General features: G+C 46.1%; 14 protein-coding genes. 11 read left to right on the forward strand and 3 right to left on the reverse strand.

Annotated elements, in window-relative coordinates; genetic code table 11:
• Nucleotides 1-76 precede the first annotated feature (76 nt).
• The gene (locus Q7V06_RS03095) at nucleotides 77-733 is read right to left on the reverse strand and encodes a type IV pilin N-terminal domain-containing protein (protein ID WP_304837923.1); all 657 of its coding nucleotides are present in this window, start codon (nucleotides 731-733) and stop codon (nucleotides 77-79) included.
• Entirely contained in the window at nucleotides 727-1386 is a 660-nt protein-coding gene (locus tag Q7V06_RS03100) for a type IV pilin N-terminal domain-containing protein (RefSeq protein WP_304837926.1), read from the reverse strand. Before Q7V06_RS03100 ends, Q7V06_RS03095 begins: the two co-directional genes overlap by 7 nt.
• 229 nt (nucleotides 1387-1615) lie before the next feature.
• Here Q7V06_RS03100 and Q7V06_RS03105 point away from each other — a divergent pair, with 229 nt between their 5' ends.
• From Q7V06_RS03105 to Q7V06_RS03155, 11 genes are all read left to right on the forward strand, one after another.
• Nucleotides 1616-4114, forward strand: coding sequence for a hypothetical protein (locus tag Q7V06_RS03105; protein ID WP_304837929.1), 2499 nt, complete (start codon nucleotides 1616-1618; stop codon nucleotides 4112-4114).
• 2 nt (nucleotides 4115-4116) lie between these two features.
• Nucleotides 4117-5814 (forward strand): hypothetical protein, encoded by a 1698-nt coding sequence (locus tag Q7V06_RS03110; RefSeq protein ID WP_304837932.1) that lies wholly within the window; start codon nucleotides 4117-4119, stop codon nucleotides 5812-5814.
• Complete coding sequence (locus Q7V06_RS03115) at nucleotides 5811-7352, forward strand: type II/IV secretion system ATPase subunit (RefSeq protein WP_304837935.1); 1542 nt, start codon at nucleotides 5811-5813, stop codon at nucleotides 7350-7352. Before Q7V06_RS03110 ends, Q7V06_RS03115 begins: the two co-directional genes overlap by 4 nt.
• Complete coding sequence (locus tag Q7V06_RS03120; RefSeq protein WP_304837938.1) at nucleotides 7345-9141, forward strand: type II secretion system F family protein; 1797 nt, start codon at nucleotides 7345-7347, stop codon at nucleotides 9139-9141. The genes Q7V06_RS03115 and Q7V06_RS03120 overlap by 8 nt, the downstream gene beginning before the upstream one ends.
• 11 nt (nucleotides 9142-9152) lie before the next feature.
• Nucleotides 9153-9584, forward strand: coding sequence for a type IV pilin N-terminal domain-containing protein (locus Q7V06_RS03125; RefSeq protein WP_304837942.1), 432 nt, complete (start codon nucleotides 9153-9155; stop codon nucleotides 9582-9584).
• On the forward strand, nucleotides 9581-10438 hold the full coding sequence (locus tag Q7V06_RS03130; RefSeq protein WP_304837945.1) for a hypothetical protein: 858 nt from the start codon (nucleotides 9581-9583) through the stop codon (nucleotides 10436-10438). The genes Q7V06_RS03125 and Q7V06_RS03130 overlap by 4 nt, the downstream gene beginning before the upstream one ends.
• The gene (locus Q7V06_RS03135) at nucleotides 10432-10938 is read left to right on the forward strand and encodes a type IV pilin N-terminal domain-containing protein (RefSeq protein WP_304837948.1); all 507 of its coding nucleotides are present in this window, start codon (nucleotides 10432-10434) and stop codon (nucleotides 10936-10938) included. The genes Q7V06_RS03130 and Q7V06_RS03135 overlap by 7 nt, the downstream gene beginning before the upstream one ends.
• A gap of 2 nt (nucleotides 10939-10940) precedes the next feature.
• Nucleotides 10941-11465: a type IV pilin N-terminal domain-containing protein gene (locus Q7V06_RS03140; protein WP_304837951.1), complete on the forward strand. Its 525-nt coding sequence runs from the start codon at nucleotides 10941-10943 to the stop codon at nucleotides 11463-11465.
• Nucleotides 11466-11960: 495 nt separating this feature from the next.
• Nucleotides 11961-12701, forward strand: coding sequence for a TIM barrel protein (locus Q7V06_RS03145; protein WP_304837954.1), 741 nt, complete (start codon nucleotides 11961-11963; stop codon nucleotides 12699-12701).
• A gap of 218 nt (nucleotides 12702-12919) precedes the next feature.
• On the forward strand, nucleotides 12920-13828 hold the full coding sequence (locus Q7V06_RS03150; RefSeq protein ID WP_370650801.1) for a site-specific DNA-methyltransferase: 909 nt from the start codon (nucleotides 12920-12922) through the stop codon (nucleotides 13826-13828).
• Between the two features lie 89 nt (nucleotides 13829-13917).
• Nucleotides 13918-15096, forward strand: a complete 1179-nt coding sequence (locus Q7V06_RS03155; protein WP_304837960.1) for an ATP-binding protein — start codon at nucleotides 13918-13920, stop codon at nucleotides 15094-15096.
• A 7-nt stretch (nucleotides 15097-15103) separates the two neighbouring features.
• Here Q7V06_RS03155 and Q7V06_RS03160 read toward each other — a convergent pair.
• A partial coding sequence (locus Q7V06_RS03160) for a thiamine pyrophosphate-binding protein (RefSeq protein ID WP_304837964.1) occupies nucleotides 15104-16051 on the reverse strand: 948 nt, incomplete at its 5' end.

Below are 16051 nucleotides of genomic sequence, written 5' to 3' on the forward strand. Positions count from 1 at the left end.
ATGAGCATAACTCCGATGACCGGAGAAACCGCATCCTCCCTCAGGGATGATCGTACTTTTGAAATAACATACTTCATTATAACACACTTCCTACAAGAGTTCCGGAAGAGATGACTGCCCCGGTGTTTTTATCAATAAGCGTAAACGTTGTCCTGCTACTCACCTCAAACTCACCCCGTGAGTACGGTGTGCCAGCCAGACCACGTTCTGTTACATATTCCACACGACCATAGTTACTGGAATCATCGCGGATATACCGATCTGCGTGAATCACAAACCTTTCTCCTGCATTAATTCTGGAATTGGATACAAGAGTGGCTGTATTAACTGCATCTGCAACACCGATCTTCTTCATCCGGTATGTAAACGCATCAGATAACCTGGTTTCTCCCGGTGCCGTAACACCACGAAGCACTGAAGAGGGTGTATCAGTATACGATATCGACACTTCATCTCCACCAGGTAGCGTGGTCTTCAGATGAAGCTGTATATCCGCCATTGCTACTGCCTCACCACCCTTATTCTCAAAGACAAGACCAATTTCCCCAAGACCGTCAGGTTGTCCTGTCAGAACCCCGACATACTGAAACTGAGCTCCCGGTGCAGCAGATGCCCCGGAGACAATACCTGTAGAAAAAACACTCACGGTAGCTGCGATGATGATGGTAACAACAACCATCAGCATCACCCCGATAACCGGTGATACGGCATCATATTGGCGTACTGTTACCATGATACAATCACATCCCTGTCATAGAGAACCTTCTGACTACCGGAATGAATGATCATAACATTGACACTAACACCCTCGTTAAATCCATATGTCGTCCTTTGTCCTGTGTTAAAACCCAGGAAATAATCACGATCAAACACCAGCCTTCCTCCGGGAACCAGTGTGGCAGTTCCAAATGTCCGATCTGCGGTTCTTGTGGAGACGATACTATCATCATTGGTAATCTGCGGTGTGAAGGGGTACCCGGCACTCTCCGTATCAAGACCATTTTCCGGTATAGGAGCCATGGAACCATCGATAGTGTGTTTTATCACCCGGCCACTCTGTGCAAGATTTGTTGTCCCCCACTTTTTTGGAACCGTGTAGGTACTAATAATCTTCAGTTCCTCAGTTTTTAGAGAATCACCACCGAGATGCTCAATAGTGATATTCTTTTCCGGCCCAGCAAATAGTGTCACGGCCAATGATGCAACAGTGGAAGATCCGCTATTCGATCCAATCCCTCCGGCAAAACCACTCACAACCGCCGCTATGATGATCGTCACAACCAGCATCAGCATAACGCCAACAACAGGTGAAACAGCATCAGAATCACGCCAGCAGGGGCGTCTTTTTCGTAATGGCGGTTCACCATCTTTTGAATTTATATCCATAAGTTACACTCCATAATTGTACTTACAACAAATACTGTTGTATATCGTAATGGGCTCCACTTATTATAAATGTTATTAAATAACTTTTATATGAGCTTATTTTTAAAAAAAAAGCATTCATATCTGTATTTCAAGGTTGACATTCACCCATGTATTGCAGTAAAGTAAAATAGATTTAAACCAAATTATATTGACACAGCGGATATTCAACTTCAGGAGACTCATTCATATGAATAATATAAAAATCATCTCGTTACTAAGTCTGGTGCTTCTTCTCACAGCAGCATCAACCCCGGTGGTATCTGCCAGATTCTCAACATCTGAGGGTTTGAATGCTGGAATAAGCATAGGAGATACAGTATTTATCGGAGAGAGAAATGTCAACTTTTCTGCTTTTTCGGACCCGGTTCTGGGATCTCCCGTTCGGATGGTACGAATAGATTCCGGGGATTGGGTCGATCCAATATCCATTACGAACAATATTGCAACCATCATCCGTGGAAACACGGGTCGATACCATCCGGTCTACAGTGATGGAACCATAGACACTTCACGGTACTGCTGGGTTGGAAATGCTGCGGACTCGCTTGGAAGAATGGAGATCTTCATATCCGGAACAGATATCACCCCGCCGACAAATCCGACAGGACCAGACACAATCCCCTATAGGATGGAGGTACAGTTTCTTCTCCCCGAGCATAATCTTCCTCTCAGTGAGTTCCAGGGTTCATGGTACGAATATGAACTGCAGGGACAGGTTACGACAAGCAGAATAACCAATACGGGAGGAGCAACAATCTCGCTGACAGATCTCTCTGCCAACCCTGCAACACGCAATAATGCCCATTCGTTCCGTTTTTCCGACCAGAATGTCATCTCGCCACCGGGACAGGTGACGGTGGTATTCAGAATGACCCTGAACAGTCTCAATCATGAACTTCGGTATTCTTTCAATGTAAAGGAATATCCGCTGAATCTTCAGCTTTCTGAAACAACTGCTGAGCGGGGTGGGGATCTCATCCTGACTGTGGAAGGGATGCCGTATATGCTCTATGACATTACGCTTCCCGAACCTCCTGCCGGAGAAAATTATCCTTTCTTTGAGGATGGCGGATGGCATCAGAAGATCTCTGATTACCATGTGAAAGCCTATCCGGAATGGGATGGAACAAAACAACTGAAGATTCATATACCTGATACTGCCCCGGTAACAAGCTATACCATCAGGGCAACCGGATTTGGAGCCGTTCAACCTGTTACCAGACAATTCTCCATCGAACAGGGAAAAGGCATCACTCTCATATTCGACCCTCCGGAGGAGTACCAGTACGCCTTTGGGGATGCTATTGATTTAGAAGGAACACTTGCAAATATAAAGGCAACACAGCTCATTCCGATCTACCTTTATGTAACCGGAGATAATCTCCCCGCAAATGGTGCTTCCCTCACCAACCCTTCACGGGGAGTGATTGATGGCGATCCATCAACCTTCACCATCACACAGTTTAATCCGGTCCTTGGGATATGGGGATATTCATGGGATACATCCCTCTTCTCTGCCGATGACGGGGTATATACGGTACATGCAAATCTTGAGCCAGTCGGCCATATCAATAGCCGGTATCCCGGATCTCCCGGATCGATCAACGGGGAAGTCCCTCCATCCCACGAATATGCCCTGACAAGTCCGACCATACACGCAAAATTTGATGAAAAGACCGGCGGGATATTCGCACGCGGGGATTATCTCTACTCCTGGTGGTACGCACGGGGAAGTCCTGGCACTACCGGAGCAGGGAGTTCAACAGGACACATGAAATGGTATATTTTCGGCCCTAATTTCAAATATGCCGATTATAATCCCAGCTTCCCTCTTAATGAGGATGGATCATATGGCATCACCCTTCCACGCAGCTTTACCTATAACCTCACCCCGGGAGATTACTTCATCCTTTATCACCACCCAGGACAGAACAACCAGTTTGACCTTCTTCCAGAAAACAACCTCTACTACCGGGGTAATGTGCGTGAATTCTATTATACCGGCAGTTCAACACCCACAATCACTCTCGATAGTCTTGAAGCAAGGAGCGCTGCATATGCACTTGTCGAAGCACTGGATTCGCTAAATATTCTTGATATTTACGTCATGAACACCTTTACCGTTCAGGACCCGGTCATCAGGATAGATGCAGTCGGGGATGTTGTCATTGGAGATGATCTAACCGTAACCGGAACGACAAATCTTGCAGGGGCTGGAACGAGCGCAGATGGGACAGATATTCATGACACGCTGATTCTGACCATTACGGCACTTGACCTCTATGGACAGGGGAAGTCAAACACGGTTATGAAGATTCAGGTGGACGATGCCATCCCCCGATCCTATGATCCTCTTACCGGCCTTCGTTCTTTCAGATTTGAGCCGATTGAGACCGCCAGCTGGTACCCGGGGCTCTATCAGATAACCGTCACCTGTAAAGATGTTAATTATAAAAGTACAAGTACCTTCGAGCTCTTCAGTGAAACAGGACAACGAGAAGAGCGAACCGACAAGTCCTGGTCAGATCCGGCAATTCAGACATCTCCAACAACACCTTCATCATCGGTTATCAATCAGGAACCATCCTCTACGCAACAACCGATGGCAAACGAAACGCCTGGTTTTGGAGGATATATCACAATCATCGCAATAGCAGTATATCTGCTCTTTATTCAGAGGCGATAATAATGGATTTGGTATTTGACGAATCGTTTTTTACTAAGGTCATCATCATCCTTCTCATAGCAATCGCAATCACAGGCGCTCTGGCAATCATCATCTTCTCCGGCATATTCAATGGAGAAGACGATCCGGGATTACACACCGGACCCGTTGTGGGGGGCGATGAACCCTATCAGATTTCTCCGCAGCAAGGAGATTCTGAGTTAGTAACCGGGATGAAATCCTATGCATGGTCATACAATGATATTCCAATGGAGATGGAGATCTATATCCCAAAAGAGATCTACAATGCATTTCTTATCCCATCATATGGAAGTGAAGATGAGATTCCATCCCGTTTCTATGAGTACATCATTACCGATGGAGATGCCGGAATCATCAGGTCAATAGCAGACTGGTTTTTTTTAACCTCTCTCTCATCAGGTTTTGGAGATACTGAAACAATAGAAAATGTTCTTGCATTCGTTGAACACCTTGATTATACAATACCAGGGGAGCGGGAAGGATACAATGGCCCCCTTCGCTATCCGGTTATCACTCTTGCCGAAGAAGAGGGAGACAGTACAGACAAAGCCATTCTTGCTGCTGCCATCCTTGATACAATGGGATACGGCGTCTCTCTCCTTCACTATCCTGCAACCTATGACAGGCGTTCAATTATCCCCCAGGCTACTGCCCTTGGCCTGATAACCGATGCTTCATATCCGGGTGTTCACTATCTGGTCATAGCAGAGACATCAGCAGGCCGGTTTGCATATTATCCCGGGAATGAAACAACGCTCGTCACCCAACCAAAAGGAACAGATCCAGATGCCGGATGGTATAGCGGAGAGGCAATTGCACGCCAGGGTACAGATATTATTCAGATAGGGGAGATTCTGTACTATCCCGGAAATGAAACGTTTCGATCTGAAGAAGAGATAGCAAATGCATCAGAAATTGTAATTGAAGATGCACTATGGCATCAGCCGGTATCCGTTTCAGCGATCTGGGTAGTTGACACTGAAGAAAAAGGAGTTGCAAATGGTGCATATGATGGGATCAAACCATTATTCATTGGAAAAGGTGGCATCTGGCGTGGCAAGACCGTCATCCGTGATGACCGGATGAATACGAACACAACCATCGCAGGAAAAACCCTGCTAGATAATGAGCAACCTTTTCAAGCCGATGAAACACTGGCTGAAGTACTCCGCATCCCGGTTGCAGGCATCGATACGATTCCATGGCAACGCCGCCATGTCGAATCTATAGAAGAGTATTATGGAAATGTATGGTATCCTTCAGGAATCAGCTGGCGATTTGATGATTCATGGAACCTTCATGAAAAATTCCTCTCATTTGATGATACGCTTGTGCTTAATCCGGGATCATATACATTACATGGAACAACCGAGGTCGCATCCCCTGTTCCCTGGCGGATAACATATACCATTGATGGCATGGATAAAGACCACTCCGAAAAGGAGATGACGCCATATAGTGACCTCCGGATTGTAATTTACCGTATCATCGACAGTACTGCCGTTTATGAGAGGGTTTCGGGCTGGCAGACCCTGTATAGCGGGGCACAAAGAGAGAGTGTTGCACCATTTGCTCCTGGAGACTATGCAGTTGCAGTCTTTGTCAGGAACTGCAGGGCTGATGTCAGTATCGAGTATTATGGCAAATATCCACACCAATTCTACCAGGGGGGCATATGAAACTCAATCTCTCTTCACTATTCACAATAAAGAAAAGTGAAGATCAGGCAGCCGAAGATCTCAAAGGAGAAGAAGTACCAAAGGTACTCACTCTGCCAGAAACAAATGGGGATGAAAATGTAATTGATCAGTACTGGCTGGTACCTCCCTTCTCTTATGTAACTATTATACGCAAAGATTCAATCAATCTCAGTTATGAGATCATCGAACCGGAGATCAGTGAAAAGGAACTGATCATTCTTGAAGAGACGTTTGACCACCTCAAAGGAACATTAATCTATGATACCCCCCGGAAGAGGGGAGAGCTTGGGATTGAACCTGTGCATCTCAGGAGAGTGATCAGGAACTTTGATCCCAAAATGCCCAAAGAACGGATCGATGTCCTCGTCTATTATCTTCTGCGCAATTTTAACGGTTATGGAAAACTCGATCCACTGATGAACGATGATCGGATTGAAGATATCACCTGTAATGGATCGAATGTTCCAATCTTCCTCTATCACAGGAGATATGCAAACATTCAGACGAATCGTCTCTTCGATGAGGAGGAGCTCAATAAATTTGTGATGAAACTCGCCCAGAAAGCAGATAAACAGCTCTCACTATCAACTCCAATCATTGATGCTGCACTTCCAGGCGGTTCACGGGCCCAGATAACTTTTTCGGATATCATATCATCCAGAGGGAGTTCATTTACCATCCGAAAGTTCCGTGCTGATCCTATGACACCGATCAGCCTCATTGCTGGAAATACATACGATCTTGATCTGATGGCTCACATTTGGCTTGCAGTAGAAAATCGAAAAAGTATGACTATCGCCGGAGGGACTGCAAGCGGGAAGACCTCAACGATGAATGCAATCTCCTTCTTCATACCACTGGTTGCAAAGATCGTATCCATTGAAGATACCCGGGAGATTCAGCTGCCTCATATCAACTGGCTTCCAATGAGGACCAGAGAAAGTGCCAATGTCAGTGGAACTGGAAATGTCGGGATGTTCCATCTTCTAAAAGCCGCACTCCGACAGCGTCCGGAGTATATCATCGTCGGAGAGGTGCGGGGAGAGGAGGCTCAAACCCTCTTTCAGGCGATGAATACAGGACATACCACCTATTCAACCGTTCATGCAGGAAATGTCAGGGAGACAATTAACCGCCTGATCCATAATCCGATCAATGTCCCGGTTGCGATGTTCAATGCTCTTGATCTCATCCTCGTTCAGAGTCTTCTCTATAGTGGGGGAAGAGGATTTCGGCGTTGTCTTTCATTAAATGAAATTTTAGTTGTTGGTGATGAAGTACAATGGCGACCGCTCTTTACCTGGGATCATCGGGGAGATCGTTTCGTAAAGGCATATTCAGAATCATCAGTCTTCGACGGGATCGCCTATCAAAATGGATGGAGTGCAGAAGAACTTGAAGCAGCCATTCAACACCGGAGAGATGCCCTTCAGAATATGCTGAATACACCCGGCATCTCTCCTCAGGAACTTGGACAGAAGATACAGGAGACAATGGTGCGGGAGAAAAATGACTAAGACAACCCTGTACCAGACATTTAGAGTTGAGATTGGCCGATCATTATTATCTGCTCATATACCAATTCCGACAACACGCTACCTACAATATGGTATGATAGTCACCCTGCTCTGCAGCTTCCTCTATCTCATCGGTTTTCTCCTCCTCTCAATCATGCAGATTGAGATTAATCCCATCCCATTTCTTCCATACGGGATCACTGTCCTCCTTGGTTTCATTCTGTTTACGTCCCTCTTAATATCGGGTATCTATGCCTATCCCATCCTCCAGGCCCATGGAAGAAGAACCGGAATTGAGATGGATCTGCCGCATGCCGTCACTTATATGCAGGCTCTTTCATCCACCCTGACACTCTATGATATTTTTAGAAATGTCTATGAGGCAGGCGATCTCTATGGAGAGGTCTCAAAAGAATGTGGACTTATTGTCAGGGATGTTGAAGTTTTTGGCCTTGACCTCATTACAGCAATGAGGAATACCCAGGAGGCAACACCATCAGATAACTTCAAAGAACTCTTAAATGATCTATCACTCGTTTATCGGAGCGGAGGAAGCCTATCCAATTTTTTTAACTCAAAATCCGAGTCATATCGTGAGCTTGCCCGCCAGGAACAGGAGGCTCTCCTTCAGATTCTTGAGATGATTGCAGAGGTATATGTCACTGCATTTGTTGCAGGACCAATTGCCATTATCATCATGCTTGTTGCTCAGAATCTCACCGGGCAGAGTCAATTGACAGGTATAATGCCTCTTATGTATCTTGGCCTCCCACTTGGAGCAACCTGTCTCATCTTTGTCCTCTACATAATTCTTCCACCAGATAACCTTGATGTATCACGCAAGGAGATCCGGGAGACGGAATATGGTTCAGACATTCTTGAAAAGAGTTCCTCTGGAAAGCCGGATTCATCATTTCTAAAGGGTATTGAATCACGGAAACGTTGGCTACGCTTCTTTGAGATCCTTCGTCATCCCGGAGTATTTTTTATCTCCGACTCTTCTATTGGAGCGGTGATTGGAGCCGGATTCTGGGGGATACTCTTCTATAGCTATCAGTTCGGTTCATTTGATTCACTATTCCCGTCATTTACCCTTGAAGTTTTCCTCTGTCTGAGTATCATCATATTGATCATTCCAGTAATGATCGCCTATGAAACACGCCGCCGGCATGTTATGACAATCGAAAAGCAACTTCCGGAATTTCTTGAAGAGATCGCTGATATGCGAGATATCGGAATGACACTGCAAGGCGCAATATTCATGATCTCCAATAACCGTACAGGTGTTCTCTCCCGCGAAGTGAAGATTGCAGCAGATGAGCTCAGACTTGGTTCAAGCGTTTCCGGGGCACTTGTACGGATGGAGGAGAGGATTGGACTGATATCAGTAAAAAGAGCAATTTCTCTTCTGGTTCGGGCAAGTGAAGTGACCGATTATATCAGGGAGATCCTAACGATAGCAATCAATGACATCAATCACTATATCAAGATGAAATCAAAGAGGTTAAACGTCTCGTTTGTTTATCTTGCAGTGATTTATCTTTCATTTGGAATTTACCTCTATTCGGCATATCAACTGAATGTTGCCTTTATTTCGAGTTTTTCTGCGTATGATATCACCTTTGATATTAGTGGAAATGTCCGGCAGATGCTCCATATTGGGATTATTCTTGGATTTTTTTCAGGGATAATGGCTGGTCAGCTCTCTTCAAATAATATTCTTGCCGGATTTAAGCATGTCTGCATAATGCTGGCAGCCACAGTAGTCCTGTTTCTCTACATCATTTGAGGCGGATATGTATGAAAGAAAGAATTGAACATGATCTAGCGGTCTCCTCGGTAATCGGGGAGATGATAATGATAGCACTGGTCATCATTCTCGTTGCTCTCTTTGCATCATCGGTATTTTCCCTTATTCCAGGTGAACGGGATGCAACCGTAGATATTGCAATGAAAAGCGGAGCGGGAGACTCCGGTATCATCTTCTGGCATAAAGGAGGAGACTGGGTGCAGAAGAAGGATCTGACAGTAGTGGTTCTAGATAAAGATGGTGGCAGAAAAGAATATCCATCAGGTTCAGTCCCAATCATCCTCTATAATGTGAATAATGATGAGACCATGACCTTTGATCTCGGGGGACGACTGGAAGTATCACCTGTTTCAGAGCTGAAGAAAGGTGATATGATACGGGTTCTCACCAGGACAACGGTCATATATTCAGGGGAGATATGATGGATAATAAGGAGGCCGTTTCAACTGTCATCGCCTTGATGTTGATACTTGGCATTATATCTACTGCGATAGCCATTTATTCGGCAGTTTATCTGCCTGGTCTGAAGCAGCAATCAGAGATAGAACAATCCCGCCAGGTAGCAGACGCATTTGCCAGAATTGGTTCATCCATTGATTATTCACTATCACAAAAGAAAGATGTCAGGTTCAGGGAAACACTCCCTCTGGGTGGAGGTGCTGTGCTCCTCAGTCCGGTCCGGTCAAGTGGAATGATATCAATCCAGAAAGAAGATCTCTTCAGCATGACTGTGACAAATGATAGTGAAACGAAACGATTGGGAATATCGACAGTGAATATCTCATATGTACCATCATTTACCACATGGGAGCCACAGGGATATCGCTGGGAGTCCGGTTTTATCGCAGTCACAAAGGACGGCATTGCAGTACCACAATCATCACAGTATGGCACAATGTATGATGCGCTGGCCGATAGTGGCGGTTTTTTCAGCTCATTTATTGAATTTGAGACCAATCAACAGGATTTGTTGATTACGCTTATAAATCTCACGCAAAAATCTGATGAATCTTGTATAACCGGAAATAGTATGGCAACAGTCGGGGTGAATACCACTCTTTCCAAAGATATGAACATCATTGGTGTGACAGAATTGGTTTACCACGATAATTCGAGAGCAGAAACAGATATGGAACCTTACCTGAAGGTTATCTATAATCAAATGATCCTGATGGCTTCTGATTCATCTTTCAACGACAGGACCTATAGACTTGCATTTAATCCTTCAGTTAACGTCACAGTTCGAGAAGTACGTATTGAGGTGAGTGTATGGTAGAGGGGATTCAAGAGAGAGAGAATGCAGTATCTCCGGTTATTGGGGTTATGCTCCTCCTCACTATTGTGATCATCATGGCAGCACTTGTATCTGCCTTTACAGGCGGTGTGATCAATCAGAAAGAGAAGGCCCCATCTGTTAATCTGGCGGTGTTTACCGCAAACTATGGAGATGATCTTCAAATCGTCTTCGAACATCGTGGTGGGGACCAGATCCGGATTAGTGATCTCAGGGTGAACACATGGGTTCATCATCCGGATGGTGATATGATTGCAGCATCTCATGAAGGAGAGTATCTTTTTCCAGATACTGATCTTCTGAGATCAGGGGGCAGTGTTAGTACGGGTGACAGAGCGGATACTTCCAGATTTCTCAATTTGAATGATATTCAAGATCTCACGAACTGTATGTCGCAGTCTTCAGTTGTTGATGTTGCGATCTACCATCTGCCAAGTGGTGTACTTATACATAAAAGTAGTTTTATCCTGAAAGGGCGGTAATTATGATGAAAAACACTACACGGTGTGATGAAGGAGTTTCGGAGGTTATCGGGGTAATGCTGATGATCTCTGTAACATTGATAATTGTTGCTCTTGTTGCGGTATACGCATCCAATACTGGAGTCGGGTCAGACCGTTCAATACAAGCTGATCTGGTGGCTTCAGGAGTGATGGAGAAAGGAGGTATATATCAGGTTATCTATGATCACCGGTCTGGGGATTCGTTTTCTGTAGATGGTCTGGAAGTCAGTTTCAGTTCACGAGAGAGGCAGGATCTCCATATAATACTCAGGAATGACGATGAAAAAACCTCTATTAATAATCTTGTGCCCGACACCCGGTTCATTCAGCTTGGTGATCGATTTGTTGTCTCTCTTGGGGAATATGATCCGGATAGTAACCGAATTCTCCTTTCACAAAGTCCATTCGTGTCAATACCATGTGGAGAACATCTCACCTATCGCTTTATTGACCGGAAGACCGGGATGCCGATATCCTCAGGAGAGATCACAATAAAACGGGTATGATACAATTATTTCATTAGAGAGGCTGTTTCACAAAAGATCAATCAGGGGCGATGACAGCCCCTTCCTCTTCGATGGTTCGTATAGGTTTTAAGCAGGTGTCAATGAGATCGGATCAAATGATGAATTCATCTCACCAGGAGACAAATTCATGCTCTATGCAGATAATCATCGTATTGATGAGCTGGGAACACAAATCTCCTGGAGACCTCTTGGAACCAGTGGAGGGAAATTAGATTACTTAAATATCATAATTGAGTATAGTATCATAGACAAAGCCGGTCAGAAAGTTATCCAATCTGGATCTTTTGTTCTGCGTTAGTATTTGTAATTCCTCCATTCAAACTTTTTTACCCTTTATCATCAATACATAGCAAACCAATTGTAACCACATTATGAAACTTTATTAAAGTTATAACAATAAAATTGATATATACTTATGATTCGCAAAAGCTGCCACATAAGGGAAGAGATACACAAAAGGACAGGAGATGCTGCATGCACGAAGTAGGCTGCACCACCTGGGGCCTCCTCGATCACAGCCTTACCAATGCACTGGAGGTGATCGCCGCCCGGACAAACACCATCGAGATCCTTGCAGATGCAACCCATGATCTGCTGGATAACCAGGATCTCCTCTCTTCGCACACCTTTACCCTGTCTGTGCATTCCCCGACGACCGATATCAATATCGCAAGTGTCAGGGAACCGATCAGGGAGTCTTCACTCGACCTTCTTGCGGAGATCTGCCGGAGATCGGCTGAGATTGATGCCCGTATTGTGATCGTTCATCCGGGGTTTACCCCATGGCTTGAACTAAAGGATCGATCCTACACGGCACTGCTTGAGTCGCTTGAATCCCTCTCATTGATACAGGATGAGTACGGAATACCACTGGCACTTGAGAACATGGGGAGCTGGGAGGTTTGCCATTTCCGGGACACAAGCCTGTTGCCCGAACTACGGGATGCCGGACTCTCGTTCTGCCTTGATATCGGCCATGCTCACCTCAACGGAGCGTTGATGGATTTTCTTTCTGCAGGAAGACCCGACCATCTGCACCTGCATGATAACAGTGGTGTGTCTGATGATCATCTCGCTTTTGGAAAGGGGAGTATCGATCTTTTGACTATCCTCCCGATGCTGCCTTCCGAAAGCCTCTGGATTCTTGAGATGCCGCATATAGAATGGTATGACGAGAGTGTGGAGTATCTTGATTCACTAAACCTGCAACGATGACGACCTCTTTGAAAGGAGAGGGAGAATATCAAGGCGATAGCAGGGAAGAGTATTTGTAAATACGAAATAGATAGGTATCAGGGATTGATCTGATCCTTTCAATAAACAGAGATGCACTCATGATAAAAAATAAGCAAATCTTCGAATTCACCCAAAACGAAGGCTGTTTGCGATACTCCATTTCGCGCATCTCAGATATATTCAAACAGATACAGGTTATCGATCACAACACTTCGGAACAGCTCGTTTCTCATGTAATTCAGGGAGACTCATTTAAATTACTTCATACGATCCCGGACAATACTTTTCGAAGCTGCATCACAAGCCCCCCATACTGGGGACTGCGGGATTATGGAATACAGGGTCAGATTGGTGCAGAAGCCACCTTAAATCACTATATTGATTCGCTTGTTGCAATTTTTCGTGAGGTTCGGAGAACACTCACTGATGATGGAACCCTCTGGCTTAACATTGGAGATGGCTATACCAGCGGAAACCGCACAACAAGAGATTCTGATAGGAAGAATAAAGCCCGTGAAATGGATTATCGCCCCCCAACACCGGAGGGATTAAAGCCAAAAGATCTCATTGGTGTCCCATGGAGACTTGCTTTTGCACTTCAGGCAGATGGATGGTACCTGCGGTCAGATATCATCTGGCATAAACCAAACTGCCAGCCAGAATCAGTAAAAGACAGGCCGACACGATCACATGAGTACCTCTTTCTCCTCTCAAAGAACGAGAGGTACCACTTCGATGCAGAGCAGATACGTGAGCCAACCTCCACCCGGAAAGGATGGCGGAACAAACGCACGATCTGGTCGATTAATACCGAGCCCAACCACTATGATCACTTCGCGATGTTCCCTGAATCACTGATCGAACCGTGTATCCTTGCCAGTACTGAAGAAGGGGACCAGGTGCTCGATCCATTCTTCGGCTCGGGAACTGTGGGAATAGTATCAATGAAGTTGCATCGAAGATTCTATGGAATCGAACTCAATCCACACTATATTGAGGTAGCCTATGAACGTATCAGCGAGTTGGTCAATTCCAGATATACAGATCATCGAGTTGGAATACAATTAAATGCCTCCGATTCAGAGGATAGCCACAAAATGACATAAACGGGCATATCAAGACTGTTGCCTGGAAAAGCATATATGGACAAATTGTCAATAGCATTTACAATATGTCCACTCAGGCGAGAATCCCTATGATCAAACGTGATGCAGAGGAGAAACTTCGATCACTTGCCCTTGGATTTCCTGCCGTTTCGGTCATCGGCCCACGTCAGTCAGGGAAGACAACGCTTGTTCGATCAGTATTCCCACATATCCCCTACATATTACTGGAAGATCCCGATACGCGTGCATTCGCAGAGGAGGATCCACGCAGCTTTCTTGCACAGTTTGAAGAGAGCGGAGCAGTCTTTGATGAGGTTCAGAGGGTTCCACAGCTTTTTTCGTACCTTCAGGGTATTCTGGACAGGCAGACAAAGCCCGGAAAGTTCATCCTCACCGGATCACAGAACTTCCTGATGATGGAGCAGATATCCCAGTCACTCGCCGGACGTGTCGGAATAATCAAACTCCTCCCCCTCTCGATGAGGGAGATTGCCCGTGCCGGAGTTATGCCGGATACATATGAGGAGATCCTCTATGGAGGTCTTTACCCTCGCACCTACAGCAGCCCCATTCACCCATCCGATTTCTACTCATCATACATTCAGACATACATTGAGCGTGATCTTCGTCAGCTGAAGCAGGTGCAGAATCTCTCGACATTCCAGATATTTATGAAGATGTGCGCCCATCGATCAGGTCAGATCATCAATTACTCATCCCTGGCCAATGACTGTGGTATCACCCATAACACAGCGAAGGAGTGGCTATCTCTTCTTGAGACATCACTTTTAATCGTCCTGATCAGACCTCACCATAAAAACTTCAACAAGCGGCTTGTCAAGATGCCCAAACTGTACTTCACCGACCCGGGACTTGCAGCACATCTCTCCGGAATACAAAATGCCGACGATCTTGGGTATCACCCACTCAAAGGAGGACTCTTTGAATCACTCATTCTCACCGAGTTTCTCAAGATCAGGTATAACGCCGGTAAAGAATCCAACCTCTACTTCTGGAGGGATAAACTCGGGCATGAGATCGACTGCATCATTGAATATGCAGGATCAGATCTCATTCCTGTTGAGATAAAATCTGGCAGAACTGCCAGTAGCGACTTCTTCAAAGAGATCGCGTACTGGAACGGACTCTCCGGCAACACCCCTGATCGATCGTTTGTTGTCTATGGAGGGGATCAGCACCAGAGGAGATCAGCCGGGCAGCTGATTGGATATCAGGAGATGGAACCGATCTTCTCGTATCTGGAGTGAGGGGATATCACACAAACCTCCGTGCATCACAGATCAGATCCACAATCACCGGCCGATTCATAGATACCGCTTGTGTAACCGCTCCCTTGAGATCACCCGGTTGCTCCACCCGGATCCCGGCACCCCCGCAGGCCTCTGCATATGCTGCAAAGTCAGGGTTATACAGGTCGGTTCCGAAGTTTTCATAGTGCTCCATCAGCTGCTCGACCTGGATCATCCCGAGCTGCCGGTTATTCATGATGATGACGACCATCGGAAGGTCGTACTTCACAGCAGTGACAAAGTCTGCCATCGCCTGCGAGAAGCCGCCGTCACCGGTGATGCAGACGACCTGTTTATCAGGGTAGGCAAGTTTTGCCGCGATCGCTGCAGGAAATCCAAATCCCATCGTCCCGAGATACCCGGACATGGTAAACCGCTGCCGCTTCATCCGGAAGTTTCTCCCAAACCACCACTGGTTCTCGCCGACATCAAGGCAGATGACGGCATCTTCAGGCAAAGTATCAGAGAGGACCTTCATGATGAACGGGGGGCGGATCGGTTCTGCATCAGGATCAGCCTCGCGGTCCAGCTGATCGAACCAGGCCTTCTTCATCCCTGCAATCTCTTCTTTGAGACCGGGCCGGGTCTTTTTTGTTGCCATGCCGGTGAGGAGGGGGATCGTCTCCGAACAGGTGCCCCAGAGCGGGATCGTCTCCCTCCCGATGCCGAGCTTTACCGGGTTCGTATCGACCTGTATGATCGGTGTGTCTGTCGGAACGTTCGTAAACTTCGAAAATCCGACACCGAAGGTGACGATCAGATCGGATTGTTCAACGAGGGTGCGGGCCTGTGGAGAGCCGACCGATCCAAGCACGCTGATCACACGCGGATGATCTTCCGGGAGGATGCCTTTTGCCCGGTATGTGGTGAGGATCGGGGCATCAATCTTCTCTGAGAAGGCAAGAACAGCTTC

The organism is Methanocalculus sp. (genome assembly GCF_030651615.1).
Classification (GTDB): domain Archaea; phylum Halobacteriota; class Methanomicrobia; order Methanomicrobiales; family Methanocorpusculaceae; genus Methanocalculus.